Annotated in this window: 14 protein-coding genes; 6 read left to right on the forward strand and 8 right to left on the reverse strand. The window is 65.3% G+C overall.

Features of this window, described 5'->3' with window-relative positions; genetic code table 11:
* Position 1: 1 nt before the first annotated feature.
* Positions 2-1,123, forward strand: a complete 1,122-nt coding sequence (locus AC3WL8_RS25325) for a HigA family addiction module antitoxin (protein ID WP_492379076.1) — start codon at positions 2-4, stop codon at positions 1,121-1,123.
* A 2-nt stretch (positions 1,124-1,125) separates the two neighbouring features.
* Positions 1,126-1,608, forward strand: coding sequence for a hypothetical protein (locus tag AC3WL8_RS25330; protein WP_492379077.1), 483 nt, complete (start codon positions 1,126-1,128; stop codon positions 1,606-1,608).
* Between the two features lie 43 nt (positions 1,609-1,651).
* Here the strand turns inward: AC3WL8_RS25330 and AC3WL8_RS25335 are convergent, their stop codons facing one another.
* Positions 1,652-2,929: a tyrosine-type recombinase/integrase gene (locus AC3WL8_RS25335; RefSeq protein ID WP_492379078.1), complete on the reverse strand. Its 1,278-nt coding sequence runs from the start codon at positions 2,927-2,929 to the stop codon at positions 1,652-1,654.
* Between the two features lie 244 nt (positions 2,930-3,173).
* Between AC3WL8_RS25335 and mutS the strand changes: the two genes are divergently transcribed.
* Together mutS and AC3WL8_RS25345 are read left to right on the forward strand one after the other, a co-directional pair.
* On the forward strand, positions 3,174-5,804 hold the full coding sequence (mutS, locus tag AC3WL8_RS25340; RefSeq protein ID WP_153954419.1) for a DNA mismatch repair protein MutS: 2,631 nt from the start codon (positions 3,174-3,176) through the stop codon (positions 5,802-5,804).
* A complete protein-coding gene (locus tag AC3WL8_RS25345; RefSeq protein WP_211980890.1) occupies positions 5,801-6,850 on the forward strand; it encodes a hypothetical protein in 1,050 nt (349 codons plus the stop codon). The genes mutS and AC3WL8_RS25345 overlap by 4 nt, the downstream gene beginning before the upstream one ends.
* Before the next feature lie 81 nt (positions 6,851-6,931).
* Here AC3WL8_RS25345 and AC3WL8_RS25350 read toward each other — a convergent pair whose 3' ends face one another.
* Positions 6,932-7,459: an FKBP-type peptidyl-prolyl cis-trans isomerase gene (locus tag AC3WL8_RS25350; RefSeq protein ID WP_041227837.1), complete on the reverse strand. Its 528-nt coding sequence runs from the start codon at positions 7,457-7,459 to the stop codon at positions 6,932-6,934.
* An 11-nt stretch (positions 7,460-7,470) separates the two neighbouring features.
* Here AC3WL8_RS25350 and AC3WL8_RS25355 point away from each other — a divergent pair, with 11 nt between their 5' ends.
* Together AC3WL8_RS25355 and AC3WL8_RS25360 are read left to right on the forward strand one after the other, a co-directional pair.
* Positions 7,471-8,676: a ribosomal protein uL16 3-hydroxylase gene (locus AC3WL8_RS25355; protein ID WP_194946823.1), complete on the forward strand. Its 1,206-nt coding sequence runs from the start codon at positions 7,471-7,473 to the stop codon at positions 8,674-8,676.
* A gap of 199 nt (positions 8,677-8,875) precedes the next feature.
* Positions 8,876-9,121: a hypothetical protein gene (locus tag AC3WL8_RS25360; protein ID WP_013956163.1), complete on the forward strand. Its 246-nt coding sequence runs from the start codon at positions 8,876-8,878 to the stop codon at positions 9,119-9,121.
* A 93-nt stretch (positions 9,122-9,214) separates the two neighbouring features.
* Here the strand turns inward: AC3WL8_RS25360 and AC3WL8_RS25365 are convergent, their stop codons facing one another.
* The 6 genes from AC3WL8_RS25365 to AC3WL8_RS25390 form a co-directional block, all read right to left on the reverse strand.
* On the reverse strand, positions 9,215-10,003 hold the full coding sequence (locus AC3WL8_RS25365; RefSeq protein WP_153954421.1) for an MBL fold metallo-hydrolase: 789 nt from the start codon (positions 10,001-10,003) through the stop codon (positions 9,215-9,217).
* 67 nt (positions 10,004-10,070) lie between these two features.
* On the reverse strand, positions 10,071-11,303 hold the full coding sequence (gene bamC, locus AC3WL8_RS25370; protein ID WP_013956161.1) for an NlpB/DapX family lipoprotein: 1,233 nt from the start codon (positions 11,301-11,303) through the stop codon (positions 10,071-10,073).
* 48 nt (positions 11,304-11,351) lie between these two features.
* A complete protein-coding gene (gene dapA / locus AC3WL8_RS25375; protein WP_010808980.1) occupies positions 11,352-12,236 on the reverse strand; it encodes a 4-hydroxy-tetrahydrodipicolinate synthase in 885 nt (294 codons plus the stop codon).
* A 137-nt stretch (positions 12,237-12,373) separates the two neighbouring features.
* On the reverse strand, positions 12,374-12,946 hold the full coding sequence (locus tag AC3WL8_RS25380; protein ID WP_013956159.1) for a class I SAM-dependent methyltransferase: 573 nt from the start codon (positions 12,944-12,946) through the stop codon (positions 12,374-12,376).
* A gap of 16 nt (positions 12,947-12,962) precedes the next feature.
* The gene (locus tag AC3WL8_RS25385; RefSeq protein ID WP_013956158.1) at positions 12,963-13,628 is read right to left on the reverse strand and encodes a site-2 protease family protein; all 666 of its coding nucleotides are present in this window, start codon (positions 13,626-13,628) and stop codon (positions 12,963-12,965) included.
* 80 nt (positions 13,629-13,708) lie between these two features.
* Entirely contained in the window at positions 13,709-14,332 is a 624-nt protein-coding gene (locus AC3WL8_RS25390) for an L-threonylcarbamoyladenylate synthase (protein ID WP_013956157.1), read from the reverse strand.
* Positions 14,333-14,389: the final 57 nt, after the last annotated feature.

Genomic DNA, 14,389 nt, shown 5'->3' on the forward strand with positions numbered 1-14,389 from the left:
TATGGGCACTCGCATTCCGGCTGAGGTCTTCCCGCCCGGGGAATTCCTAAAGGAAGAGCTCGAGGCTAGGGGATGGACTCAAACAGAGTTCGCAGAAATTATTGATAAGGATACCCGTCTGGTTAGCGAGGTCATCAGCGGTAAGCGTGCTGTGACCCCGGAAACGGCCATTGCGTTCGGTGAAGCCTTTGGAACCGGCCCGGAAATTTGGTTGAATCTTGAGAGTCAGTATCAACTTTCAAAGGTAAGAAATGTCGAGGATGGCATTGCCCGCAAAGCCAAGCTGCATAGCCTCTACCCGATAAGGGAAATGGTAAAACGCGGTTGGCTTGAAGCAACTCGCAACGTCGATGTTCTGCAGCAACAGCTCTTCGGCTTCTTCAATATCTCTGACATCGAAGAGGGCCCGCGCTTCTTGCACTCGGCCAAAAAGACTTCATACGAGCACATAACCACCCATCAACTGGCATGGCTTTTCCGTGCGCGGCGAATTGCTGAAACACAAATCGTGAAGCCATTCTCCGAGGACGCCGTAAAAAAAGCACTTCCCACGCTGCACTCATTCATGACTGCGCCGGAGGAAACTCGCCACGCCGCGCCACTTCTCGCGAACGTGGGAGTTAGGTTAGTGTTCGTTGAAACACTCCCTGGCTCGAAAATCGATGGAGCTTGTTTTTGGCTCGACGCGAAAAAACCTGTCATCGCATTGTCCTTGCGGCATGATCGAATCGACAACTTTTGGTTTGTGCTGCGACACGAGTTGGAGCATGTGCTGCAAGGCCATGGGAAGTCTGACGTTTGCCTAGACCAGGAGATCGATAGCGGAAAGCCTGATGAGCTTCCGGAGGAAGAGCGCATTGCCAATACCGAAGCAGCAAACTTTTGTGTACCGAAGGCGCAACTCGACGATTTCGTTGCTCGAGTAGCACCGTTTTTCTCGGATCAAAAAGTATGTCTTTTTGCGCAGCGAATGCAGGTTCATCCTGGCATTGTCGTGGGTCAATTGCAGCGTCGCATCAATCGATATGACTTGCTAAAAAAACACCAGGTCAAGGTTCGGTCTATCTTAACCGCCTCGGGCGCGGCCGATGGCTGGGGAAATACTTATCCTTTGGAGAATTGAGCATGTCTGCGTATAGCAATCAAGTGAGGGCTTATGTCGAGCGTTATCAAGCAGAAGTCCGACCCGATGGACTTATCGACCCACACGAAGTCGCTGCGTGGGCATACAAGAATGGCCTGCACAAGCCTAACCTCAAAACCGTTATTGACTCCATCGCGACCGATATTGCCCAAGTTTTCCGCGAAGAGTATCGAACTGACCCGTCGGGTCGCCGTTATCGAGCCAAGCATGCGGTCAAGTCCAAAAAGGACAACAAGACCATGGCTCTATGGGCGGATATCGACGATGACAATGCGCCGCGCTCGCACTTTGTCAATTCTTTCGCTCAGCGTCGACAGCAAATCGTCGGCGATTGTTTTCAGCTAAAGACTGACGTTGAAGTGTACAACTCGAAGAGCCCAGATGCGGATCCTATTCAACTCGTACTCGACTTCACGTACGACGTCGAGGAGTTGATGCTGCCCTACAGCCAAAAGGCTGCCTGAACAGACGTCGAGCACTCATGCAAACGGACCCGAGCGCCATGACCTACGGCGTCGCTAAAGCATCCAGCCTCTCGGATAAACGCTGCAGCCATTCTCTCCGCTGACGATCATAGGTATGCCGGTTGTACACACCCTGCACGCCAGGAAGCATATGCCCCAGGATTGACTCAGCCACTTCGTTTGGGCAATCCATGGACGCCAACAGGGTGCGAACCGTCCGACGCAGGTCATGCGGCGCCCAATGCGTGACTGTCAGCCGCGGCCGCTGGTCCTCCGGGCGAGTCTTGGAATACGGCTGATGATAGTGCACAGCCGTTTGAATTACCTTCTGCTCGATGGGCCCGCCCACCCTGGCCGGAAACAAATACCCATCGCCGGCCACCGCCAGACGCCGGCTTACGATCTGCGCGGCCCGGCCAAACAGCGGCACCCGCAGATCCGTCGCGCCCGGCCGGCGGGCATTCTTGGTCTTCTCTTTCGGGATCGTCCACCAAAGGCCATCCTCCTCTTCGGCGATCTCGGCCGCCTCCATGGAAGCAATCTCAGAGCCGCGCGTGCCCGTCCACAGATACATCGCCAGCGCGTCGTCCACGATACGGCTGAAGTTCGGCAACCAGCGAATCAGCTCGCCCACTTCGGCCTCAGAAAGCACACGCTTCGCCTGGCCGACGGCCTTTCCCTCGATCTTCTTCCCATTGCTTCGCAGCCGGCCGCGCATGATCTGGCGCCACCAGTTCGGGGTGTCTTCCCTGAGCCGCCCAGCATCGAGGCCGTAATCCCAGGCGGCCCCCAGTTCAGAACGCAGCCTGCCAGCCTGGACCGGGATGTGCGCGAACGAATTGAGCAGATCGAATGCAATCGCACGGGTGACCGCCTCCGGGAGCATGTCCGCAATTGGCGCAAGCATTGTGTCAAACATACGACGGATCTCTTTCGCCCCCTTGAGTGCGCGATTGCGCTCCACGTGACCCACCAGGTAGTCGGCGCACAGCCGTCGCACCGTGTACGGACCGGCGTGCGGTAAACTTCCGTTTTCGACCGTGCGCGCCTTGGAGCGTGCCTCGCGTTTTTCTGCTGCCACATCGCGTCCACTGTCCCGGGCAGCCCTGAGCTCCTCCCACTGGACAATGGCCGCCGCTGGCGACATCGCCGGCCATGCCCCGATCTTCGTCTGCTTCATGCGGCCGTCGACTGGTGACTTGTAGCGGTAGATCCACGTGCGCCGGGTGGCGGTGCATTCGAGGCGGAGGCCCGGATGGTCTGCGATCGTCATGTGCTCTCCCGACTTGAGGAGCTTGGCAGCGCGCGCGTCGAATTGCATGGCGTAGGATTTCAGTAGCGTAGGTTTTGCCGGAATGGCATGCGCACACCCCGGCGTGGTTTTTTCGGGATGATACGCTAGAAACCTACGCTGACGACAGGAGTGTAGGCGAGTGACGATGAGTGTTGACGAGATGAACGAAAGCCCCCAGATTGGCCTGGAAGCCGCGCCAGCAAAGGGTTCGCGCGGAAAAACCAAAGTAGATCAGGCCACTACGGAATCGCCCGCAGAACGTCACACCCCCATGATGCAACAGTATCTCCGCATCAAGGCAGACCACCCCGACACCCTGCTGTTCTACCGCATGGGTGACTTCTACGAACTCTTCCACGACGATGCCGAAAAAGCCGCGCGCCTGCTCGACATCACGCTGACCGCGCGCGGCGCATCCAACGGAGTGCCGATCCGCATGGCCGGCATCCCCTTCCATTCGGCGGACCAGTACCTGGCGCGCCTGGTGAAGCTGGGCGAATCCGTGGCGATCTGCGAGCAGATCGGCGACCCGGCCACCAGCAAGGGGCCGGTGGAGCGCAAGGTGGTGCGCATCGTCACCCCCGGCACGCTGACCGATGCCGCGCTGCTGCCGGACAAGGCCGATACCTTCCTGATGGCAGTGCACCAGCAGACCACGCGCCGCGGCGTCAGCAAGACCGGGCTGGCGTGGCTGAACCTGGCCAGCGGCGAGCTGCGCCTGATGGAATGCGAAGCGGCGCAACTGGGCCGCGAACTGGAGCGCATCCGCCCGGCCGAGCTGCTGTATGCCGACGGCATCGAGCTGCCCGCGCTGGCGTGCGCGCGTACCCGCCTGCCCGAATGGCATTTCGACCAGGACGCCGGCACGCGCCGGCTGCGCGAGCAGCTGGGCGTGGCCAGCCTGGACCCGTTCGGCTGTGCCGGGCTGGGTGCCGCGCTGGGCGCGGCCGGCGCGCTGCTGAACTACGCCGCCACCACACAGGGCCAGTCGCTGCGCCATGTGCAGGGCGTGAAGGTGGAGCGCGAATCAGAGTACGTCGGCCTGGATTCCGCCACCCGGCGCAACCTGGAGCTGACCGAGACCCTGCGCGGCGGCGAGTCGCCGACGCTGTTCTCGCTGCTGGACACCTGCTGCACGGCCATGGGCAGCCGCGCGCTGCGCCACTGGCTGCACCACCCGCTGCGCGACCCGGCGCTGCCGCAGGCACGCCAGCAGGCCATCGGCGTGCTGATCGACCTGGGCACCGATGCCTTGCGCACGGCGCTGCGCCGGCTGGCGGACGTTGAGCGCATCACCTCGCGGCTGGCGCTGCTCAATGCGCGGCCGCGCGACCTGTCCTCGCTGCGCGACACCTTGCGCGCGCTGCCTGAGGTGCAGGCCTGCATCCGCGACGACCAGGGCAGCACCCTGCTGGCGCAGACCCTGCACGACCTGGCCGTGCCGCAGGACTGCCTGGACCTGCTGGTGCGCGCCGTGGCCGAAGAGCCGGCCACGGTGGTGCGCGACGGCGGCGTGATTGCGCGCGGCTACGATGCCGGCCTGGATGAACTGCGCGACATCTCCGAGAACTGCGGCCAGTTCCTGATCGACCTGGAAACGCGCGAACGCGCCCGCACCGGCATTGCCAACCTGCGCGTCGAGTTCAACCGCGTGCATGGCTTCTATATCGAGGTCACCAACGGCCAGGCCGACAAGGTGCCCGACGACTACCGCCGCCGCCAGACGCTGAAGAATGCCGAGCGCTATATCACGCCTGAGCTGAAGGCCTTCGAAGACAAGGCGCTGTCGGCGCAGGACCGCGCGCTCGCGCGCGAGAAGCAGCTCTACGACGGCCTGCTGCAGGCGCTGCTGCCGCATATCGGCGAGCTCCAGCGGGTGGCGGGCGCGCTGGCGCGCCTGGACGTGCTGACGGCACTGGCCGAGCGCGCGCAGACGCTGGACTGGTCCGCGCCGGAGCGCGTCGCCGAGAACGTGGTCGACATCGTGCAGGGCCGCCATCCGGTGGTCGAAGGCCAGCTCGCGGCGGAGTCGGTGGCGTTCATCGCCAACGACTGCCAGCTCAATGAAGCGCGCAAGCTCTTGCTGATCACCGGCCCGAACATGGGCGGCAAGTCGACCTTCATGCGCCAGACCGCACTGATCGTGCTGCTGGCCTGTGTCGGCGCCTACGTGCCGGCGCGGCGCGCCGTGATCGGGCCGATCGACCGCATCTTTACCCGCATCGGCGCCGCCGATGACCTCGCGGGCGGCCGCTCAACCTTCATGGTGGAGATGACCGAGGCCGCCGGCATCCTGCACCACGCGACCCCGGCTTCGCTGGTGCTGATGGACGAGATCGGACGCGGCACGTCGACCTTCGACGGGCTGGCGCTGGCCTGGGCCATCGCGCGCCACCTGCTGTCGCACAACCGCAGCCATACCCTCTTCGCCACGCATTACTTCGAGCTGACACAGCTGCCGCAAGAGTTCCCGCAGGCAGCCAACGTGCACCTGTCGGCAGTCGAGCATGGCGACGGCATTGTCTTCCTGCACGCGGTGCAGGACGGCCCTGCCAGCCAGAGCTACGGCCTGCAGGTAGCGCAGCTGGCCGGCGTGCCGCAGCCGGTGATCCGCGCCGCGCGCAAGCACCTGGCCTGGCTGGAGCAGCAATCGGCCGACGCCACGCCCACACCGCAGCTGGACCTGTTCGCGGCGCCGCCAACGCCAGAGGACGACGAGGACGACTTCGGCGCCGCCCCGGCGACCGTGTCCGGGCCGCTGGCGCCCGCGCTCGCACCCGAACAGGCCGCGCTGGTCGATGCGCTGGCCGGCCTGGACCCCGACACCCTGACGCCGCGCGCCGCACTGGAGGCGCTGTACCGGCTCAAGGCACTGGCAGGCGAGGCGCTCGACGCCGCATGAACGCTGCGCGCCGTGCCCTGCTTGCCATGCTGCTGCCGCTGCTTTGCACGGCCGGCATGGCATCGGCCGCGCCCGCGGGCCGCAACGCCAAGGCCCCGGCCAGGCCACAGCTGACGCGCATCGCGCTGATCGCCGACCTGCCCCAGTGGCCGGCCGCGGAGGCCAACGCGGCAGCACTGCTCGACTACTTCGGCGAGCGCAAGCTGGACCTGGTCATTCATGCCGGCGGCATCAAGGGCGATACGGAATCGTGCAGCGATGCTGTGCTGGGCAGCCGCCAGCAACTGCTGAACCAGTCGCCGCTACCGCTGGTCTACGTGCCCGGCGAGACCGACTGGTCCGAATGCCGGCTGCCGGTCAACGGCGGCTTTGACGCGGTCGAGCGCCTGAACCGGCTGCGTGAGCTGTTCTTCCCTGAAGACGCCACGCTCGGCCGGCATCCGCGGCCGCTGCTGCGGCAGTCGGACCAGGCGCTGTTCCGCAGTTTCCGCGAGAACATGCGCATGGAGGTGGGCGATATCCTGCTCGTCGGCATGAACCTGCCGGGCGACAACAACCACTACCGCGACGAAGGCGGGCGCAACGGCGAGTTCGAGGACCGGCGCGAGGCCAACCGCCAGTGGCTGGCGCGCGCGTTCTCGGTGGCGCGGCAACGCGACCTGAACGGCATCGTGGTGGTGGTCCACGCCGACCCGCATTTTGCCAACGGCTGGGAGAAGAAAGGCCGCCCGACGCTGCTCGACGGCTTCATGCGCCACCGCACCCGCGATGGCTACCTGGAATTCAAGCGCCAGCTGCGCGAGCTGGCCGGTCGTTTCCGCGGCCAGGTGCTGCTGGTGCATGCTGGCGGAAACGGGGCCAACGGGGCCGACAACGGCTTCGGCATCGACAAGCCGCTGCGCGATGCGGCCGGCAAGGTCATGCAGAACTTCACGCGCGTGTCGCTGCCCACCGACACGGTCGCGCAATGGGCCGAGCTGGTGATCACGCCAGGCGCGGCGTCACCGTTCGCGGTCATGCTCAAGGACGCACCGGTGTTGCACTGAGGCGGCTTGCCGGCCGAAAACGAAAAAGCCGGCTGCGGCCGGCTTTTTCTTGGGGTGCGGAATACGATCCGTGCAGCGCGATCAGTGCAGCGTGCGCGGCGTGTCGTCGTCCTCGTCCTCATCCACGACTTCAACGCCCGAGGCGCCATGGGCGTGGCCGTGCTCGATTTCTTCGGCGGTGGCCTCGCGGACTTCGGAGACCTTCAGCCAGAAGCGCAGCGCCATGCCGGCCAGCGGATGGTTGCCATCCAGCACGACCTTGTCCTCGGCCACGTCGGTCACGGTGTAGATGACGGAGTCCTCTTCGTCGCCGTCCTCGGGCATGCCTTCGAACTGCATGCCGACTTCCAGCGGCTCGGGGAAGCGGTTGCGCGGCTCGACCTTCACCATATCGGCGTCGTAGTCGCCGAACGCGTCTTCCGGCTCCAGCTGCAGCTGGGTCTCGAAGCCCGCGTCATGACCGTCGAGCGCTTCCTCGATCTTGGGGAACGTGCCATCATACCCGCCGTGCAAATAAACCATGGCTTCATCTGACTCCTCGATCAGATTGCCTTGTGTGTCCGATAGCTTGTACATCACGGACACCACAGTATTCTTAGCGATTTTCAATTCTTGACTCCATGAACGATTCCGCATTATACGCGCAGGCCCTGCCCCCTGGCCCCGTCGATCCAGACACTCCGCTCGACCTGCTTGGTGGCATGACGCCTGCTGCATTCATGCGGGATGTCTGGCATCGCAAGCCCCTGGTGATTCGACAGGCAGTACCCGGAATCGTGCCGCCTGTGTCGCGCGAGGCGCTTTTCGACCTGGCCGACAGCGACGACGTCGAATCGCGCCTGGTGACGCACTTCCGCAACCGCTGGAAACTCGCGCATGGCCCATTTGCGCGCGAAAACCTGCCCGGCGTCAAGACCCGCCAGTGGACCCTGCTGGTGCAAGGGGTAAATCTGCACGACGCCGCCGCGGCGGAGCTGATGGGCCGCTTCCGTTTCGTGCCCGATGCGCGCCTAGACGACCTGATGATCAGCTACGCCACCGACGGCGGCGGCGTGGGCCCGCACTTCGATTCCTACGACGTGTTCCTGCTGCAAGTCTCGGGCCGGCGCCGCTGGCGCATTTCGTCGCAGACCAGCCTTGAGCTGATCCCGGACATGCCGCTGAAGATCCTCGCCGACTTCAACGCGGAACAGGAATGGGTGCTCGAACCCGGCGACATGCTCTACCTGCCGCCGCAATATGCGCACGATGGCATTGCCGAGGGCGAATGCATGACCTGCTCGATCGGCTTCCGCGCGCCGGCCTACCGCGAACTGGCCGGGCATTTCCTGGCCTGGCTGTCTGAAACGGTCGAAGACAACGAAGACCTCGGCGGCCGTTATGCCGACGCCGGCGAGCGCGCCGCCACGCGGCCCGCGCAGTTGCCCGCCGGCATGGCCAAGGCAGTTGCCGAGCGGCTCAAGGCGCTGCAATGGAATAGCCAGATGGTGTCTGAATTCCTCGGCAGCCATCTGTCAGAACCCAAGCCTGGCGTGGAATTCGCAGAGATACCTGACATGCCGTTGCGCCGTTATGCGACACTGGCGGCCCGCCATGGCGTCGTCCTGCCATCGGCATCGATTGCGCTTTACGACCGCGCGAATTTCTTCCTCAATGGAGAAGCCTACGAGCCGCCGGCCGAACTGATGCAGTGGCTGAAAAAGTTGGCCGATTATCGGCAACTTAGTGGCGAAGATGTTGCGGCTTGCGCGGATCTACCCGATCTGATGGAAACTTTCCATCACTGGACGCTGGAAGGATGGCTGCAATTGGGACCGCGGCTGTAATAATGCGTAACATTGCGAATCAGTAAATTTCGGCGCTACACAAGCCGGGAAAACGCGGATATAATCGTTGGCTGGCTAGTACTGTGGACCATTGCATTTGTCGGGACCCGGGAGGGCCTCTATTTTGCAGTTCAAGAGCGATAATTACCGGTAATTATTCATCGCCTGTTTTCCGTTATTACAAGTTAAAGGACGAACAATGAAGAAGTCTCTCCTGATCGCATCGCTGCTGGCCGCTGTTGCTCTCGCCGCTTGCGGCAAGAAGGAAGAAGCTGCCGCTCCGGCCGCTGAAACGGCTGCTCCGGCTGCTGCCGCTCCGGCTGCTGAAGCTTCGGCTCCCGCTGCTGCAGCCCCGGCTGCTGCCGCTGCTGACGCTTCGGCTCCCGCTGCTGAAGCCCCGGCTGCTGCCGCTGCTGACGCTTCGGCTCCGGCTGCCAAGCAGTAATCGGTTCCTGACCGATGAAAAAACCGGCCTTCGGGCCGGTTTTTTTATTTGGGCGCCGCTACCGCACTGCGCCCTGCTGCATCCAGGTATCCCTCAGACGCGCACTGCCTGCCAGTCCAGGCCCTCGTCCTGGTCTGCCACCAGCACCTCGGACGGCAGCGCACCCAATGCCACCGCCAGCGCCCCGGTTGCCAGCTCACGCGTATTGTTCTGCTTGCTGAGGTGGGCCGCGACCACGCGGTTCAGGCCGGCATGGGCAACTTGCGCCAGGATGCTGGCCGCCACTTCATTGGCCAGGTGGCCGAAGTCCCCGCCAATGCGCCGCTTCAGCGAAGCCGGATAGACCGAATTGCGCAGCATCTCGCGGTCATGGTTGCATTCCAGCACCAGCGCATCCACGCCTGCCAGGCGCGCCGTCACGTAGGGCGTCTCCATGCCCGCATCGGTCAGCACGCCCAGCCTCGCCTGCCCGTCCGACAAGACGAACTGCACCGGCTCGCGCGCATCGTGCGGCACGGTGTACGGCAGCACCTGCAGTCCGCCGATGGCAAAGGCATGGTCGGCGCAGCAGACGCGCACATCGGCCGCATCGGCGCCACGCAGGTGCGAAGTCGCCAGCCAGGTACCGTGGCTGGTGTAGACCGCCAGGCGATGGCGGGCTGCAAAGGCATAGGCCGAGCCGACGTGGTCGCCATGCTCGTGCGTGACCAGCACGGCGTCGAGCTGGTCCGGCGCGACGCCCAGGCGCTCCAGGCGCCGGGCGGTCTCGCGGATGCCGAAGCCGCAGTCCAGCAGCACGCGCGTGGTGGTGGTGTCTTCGCGGGATTCGATCAGCAGCGAGTTGCCCTCGCTGCCGCTGCCGAGGAAGGCGAAGCGCATCATGGCCGCGCCCTCCCCGCCAGGCACCGGCCAGGAAGGCCGGCTGGCAAGCCAGCAGTCATGCGCCGGCTCAGTGCAGTTGCTCGTCGATCAGCGACAGAATGCGCTTGCCGATTTCGCCGTTCTCAGGCTGGCCGGCATCGTTGAGCACCGTCACCAGCGTGCCGCTGCCCGTGCCCTTGAGCGCCACGCGATACTTCTTGGCGGTCTTGGAATCTTCCGGCTTGGTGAACAGCTTGGAGAAGAAGCCACGGCTGTCGGCAACGGTGCGCGGGTCGACATAGCGCACGTAGTACAGGCCCTGGCCACGGTCGCGGTCTTCCACGGTGAAGTTCACGCGGTCCAGCGACAGGCCGACCGAGCGCCAGGCGCGGTCGAACGGTTCGGGCAGCTGCAGCGCCGGGGCGCCGTTGACCTGGGACAGGTACGACTTGGCCGGCGCGGCGCCATCGGCACCAGCGGCGGCTGCGGTGCCGGCAGCGGCGGCCGTGCCCGCAGCGGCTGCGGCATTGCCCGCCGCCGCCGGGTTCTTGGCCATGCGGTCGGCCTGTTCCTTCTGCACGCCCAGGCGCTGGGCCAGGCGCGACAGGAATTCGGCTTCCAGCTCAGGATCGGCCGGACGCGGGGTCCAGACCGTGCTCGACTTGTCGATGCCGGTCAGCTGCTCCTGCGCGCCGCGGTGGCTGATGAAGACCTCCAGCGTGCCATTCTGCGAGCGCTCGACGCGGGTGCGGAACTTGTCGCGCTCCGAGGTCGAGTACAGGCCGTCGAAGACCTTGCCGATGGTGTTGCGGATGATGTCCTGCGGGATCTTGGCGCGGTTCTCGGCCCAGTCCGTTTCCATGATGCCGGTCTCGGGCGAGTCCTGCACCAGCAGGAATCCGCTTTCCTGCCAGAAGCCGCGCAGCTGCTGCCACAGCTGGTCGCCGCGCATGCCGTTGCTGATCACCAGCCAGCGCTGGTTGCCATCACGCTCCATGCGGATGCCCTGGGCGGAGGGCAGCACGTTCTCGCTCGGGGATTGCTCGCGCACCTTGGTGGCCTGGCTGTACGTCGACAGCGTCGAGGTGCCGTTCGCATCGGGCACCGAATAGCGGCGATCGCCCTCCAGCTTGGTCAGGTCGGGCGGGATATCCAGCGTAGGCGTGCGCTTCGAGGCCGACGACTTGTAGTCGATCTTGTCCGGCTGCATCGCTTCGTTGATGCTGCTGCAGCCGGTGATCACGCCAGCGGCGAGCACGGGCACAACCAGGGCGGCGCGGCGGACTTGCGTCGCGCCGCGGCGGTTAAGCTTCAGTTTCATTGACACGCAATCCTAGTAGGTGAGGCGACAGCAGGACGCCGCGAAAGATCAGGCCAGCAGGCCGGCGGCGGCCAGTGCCTTGCGTACATAGTCGTGGTTGGCCTCGGACAGAGGGGTCAGCGGCAGGCGGATACCGCCTTCCATCCTGCCCATCTGCTGGAGCGCCCACTTGACCGGGATCGGGTTGGCCTCGATGAACATGGCCTTGTTCAGCCCGATCAGTTCCATGTGCAGGCGGCGCGCGGTGACGACGTCGCCCTTGAGCGCCGCGACGCACATCTCGTGCATCTTGCGCGGTGCCACGTTGGCGGTGACCGAGATATTACCGTGGCCGCCCAGCAGGATCAGCGCCACCGCGGTGGGGTCATCGCCGCTGTAGATGGCAAAGCCTTCCGGCGCGTCCTTGATCAGCTGCGCGGCGCGGTCGATATTGCCCGTCGCTTCCTTGACGCCGACGATGCCCGGCACCTGCGCCAGGCGCAGGATGGTCTCGTTGTTCATGTCCGCGACCGTACGGCCCGGCACGTTGTACAGCAGCACCGGCAGCTCCACCGCTTCGGCGATGGTGCGGAAATGCCGGTACATGCCTTCCTGGGTCGGCTTGTTGTAGTACGGCACGACCTGCAGCGACGCATCGGCGCCCACCTTCTTGGCGAAGGCGGTCAGCTCGATGGCCTCCTTGGTGGAGTTGCCGCCGGTGCCCGCGATGATCGGAATGCGCTTGCCGGCCTGTTCCACGGCAACGCGGATCAGTTCGCAGTGCTCCTCGACGGAAACCGTCGGGGACTCGCCGGTGGTGCCCACGATCACGATGCCGTCGGTGCCTTCGGCCACGTGCCAGTCGACCAATGCGCGCAGGGCCGGGAAGTCCAGGCTGCCGTCTTCATGCATCGGGGTAACGATGGCGACGATGCTGCCGGTAATCTGTGTCATAACGTTAAGGAATTCGGGATGCGAATAACGGGATTGTACCGGAACCGCAGGCCGCTTCGACCGCCGCCCGGACAGGGGTTGATACCAACTGTTTCAACGTGTGCAGCGGCATTCTCGCCGACAGCGCCATGGCTGGCTCAGGCGTCGAGCCGGTAGCGTGCCGGCGCGGGCGCATCGGCGCCCGCAGCCGCCTCGCGCACCGCACATATCCGCTGCATGAAGGCTGTTTTCGGCACTTCGACCAGGCCATCCTCATAGGCGACCACGCGCAGGCCATACTGGCGCGCCACTTCGAGCAATTCGCCCGGCCGCAGCAGGAAATCCGGCCGCGACGGCTTGCCGACGGTTTCATTGCCGGCAGCAAAAGTTTCGTAGATCCACACGCCGCCGGGCGCCAGCGCCGCCGCCAAGTGCGGCCACAGCGGCCGGTGCAGGTAATTGGTGACGACGATGGCGTCGAACGGCGCCTCGCCGGCCAGCGGCCAGGCGCCCTGCTCCAGGTCGGCCACCCGGCCGGTCACGCCGGCCGGCAGGCCGGCGATGGCCTCGGCGTCGCGGTCGACGGCCAGCACCGCATGGCCGCGCGCCGCCAGCCAGGCGGCATGGCGGCCGCTGCCGCAGGCCAGGTCCAGCACCCGCGCGCCGGGGCGCAGCAGGTGGGCCCAGCGGGCAACCCAGGGGGACGGGGCAGAAATCCCAGTATGCATCATGGCGTTCCCCGGCACGTCAATGCAGCAGCATCACGATCGGGCGCAGCAGCAGCTCGATCAGCGACATCAGCACATTGACCACCGGCGTCATCCAGACCGTGGTGATCACCCCCGCGGCCACCAGCGCCAGCACCACGAAGATGCCGTACGGCTCGATGCGCGACACCGCGCGGGCAATGCCCTGCGGCAGCAGCGCGGTCAGCACGCGGCCGCCGTCCAGCGGCGGCACCGGAAACAGGTTGAAGGCCGCCACCACCAGGTTGACGCGCACGCCCGCCAGCGCCATCTCGCCGAAAAACGGCTCGCGCACGCCGCCCCAGGTCAGGCCGATGGCCAGCAGCACCCAGACGAAGGCCTGCACCACATTGCTGGCCGGCCCCGCCAGCGCCACCCACATGCCGTGCCAGCGCGGGTTGCGCAGGCGCTCGAACGCCACCGGCACCGGCTTGGCGTAGCCGAACACGAACTGGCCGCTGGTCATGATGTAGAGCAGCAGCGGCACCGCGATGGTGCCGATCGGATCGATATGGCGGATCGGGTTCAGGCTGACGCGCCCGAGCGCATAGGCCGTGTCGTCGCCGAAAAGCTTGGCCACGTAGCCGTGCGAGGCCTCATGCAGCGTGATGGCGAACAGCACCGGCAGGGCATAGACCGCGAAGGTCTGGATAAGGGAGGAATCCATGGTCCCTATTGTAACGGCCCGGCGCCGCCCGGGCGCACGCTTGTGCACCCGCCAGGCGGGGTGGCAGCGCCCGGGGGAACTCAGAGCCCGAAGCGCTCGACGTCGCCGCGGCCCGCGCGGATCAGCTCGGGCTCGCCGCTGGTCAGGTCGATCACCGTGGTCGGCTGCGCCGGCGCCGGGCCGCCGCACACCACCAGGTCAAGCTGCTTCTCCAGCCGCGCGCGGATTTCCGCCGGGTCGTTGAGCGGCGCTTCGTCGCCCGGCATCTGCAGCGTGGCCGAGATCAGCGGCTCGCCGGTTTCGCCCAGCAGCGCCAGCGGAATCGCGTGTTCGGGCACGCGCACGCCGATGGTCTTGCGCGCCGGGTGCGACAGCCGCCGCGGCACTTCCTTGGTCGCCTCCAGGATGAACACGTAGGGGCCCGGCGTGGCGCCCTTGAGCCAGCGGTACTGCCGGTTGTCGACGCGGGCAAAGTTGCCGAGCTCGGACAGGTCGCGGCACATCAGCGTCAGGTGGTGGCGGTCATCGATGCCGCGCAGCCGGCGCAGGCGCTCGACGGCGCCCTTGTCGTCGAGCCGGCAGGCCAGCGCATAGCTGGAATCGGTCGGCAGCGCAATCAGGCCGCCCTTCTGCAGGATCTGGGCGGCCTGCTTGACCAGGCGCGACTGCGGATTGAGCGGATGGATCTCGAAGTACTGTGACATGGACCAGGGAGGCGGATTCGGACGGATCGGAGCGGAATCTGGGGGGTACCCCGGCCA

This window comes from Cupriavidus sp. FW305-F7 (assembly GCF_058782875.1).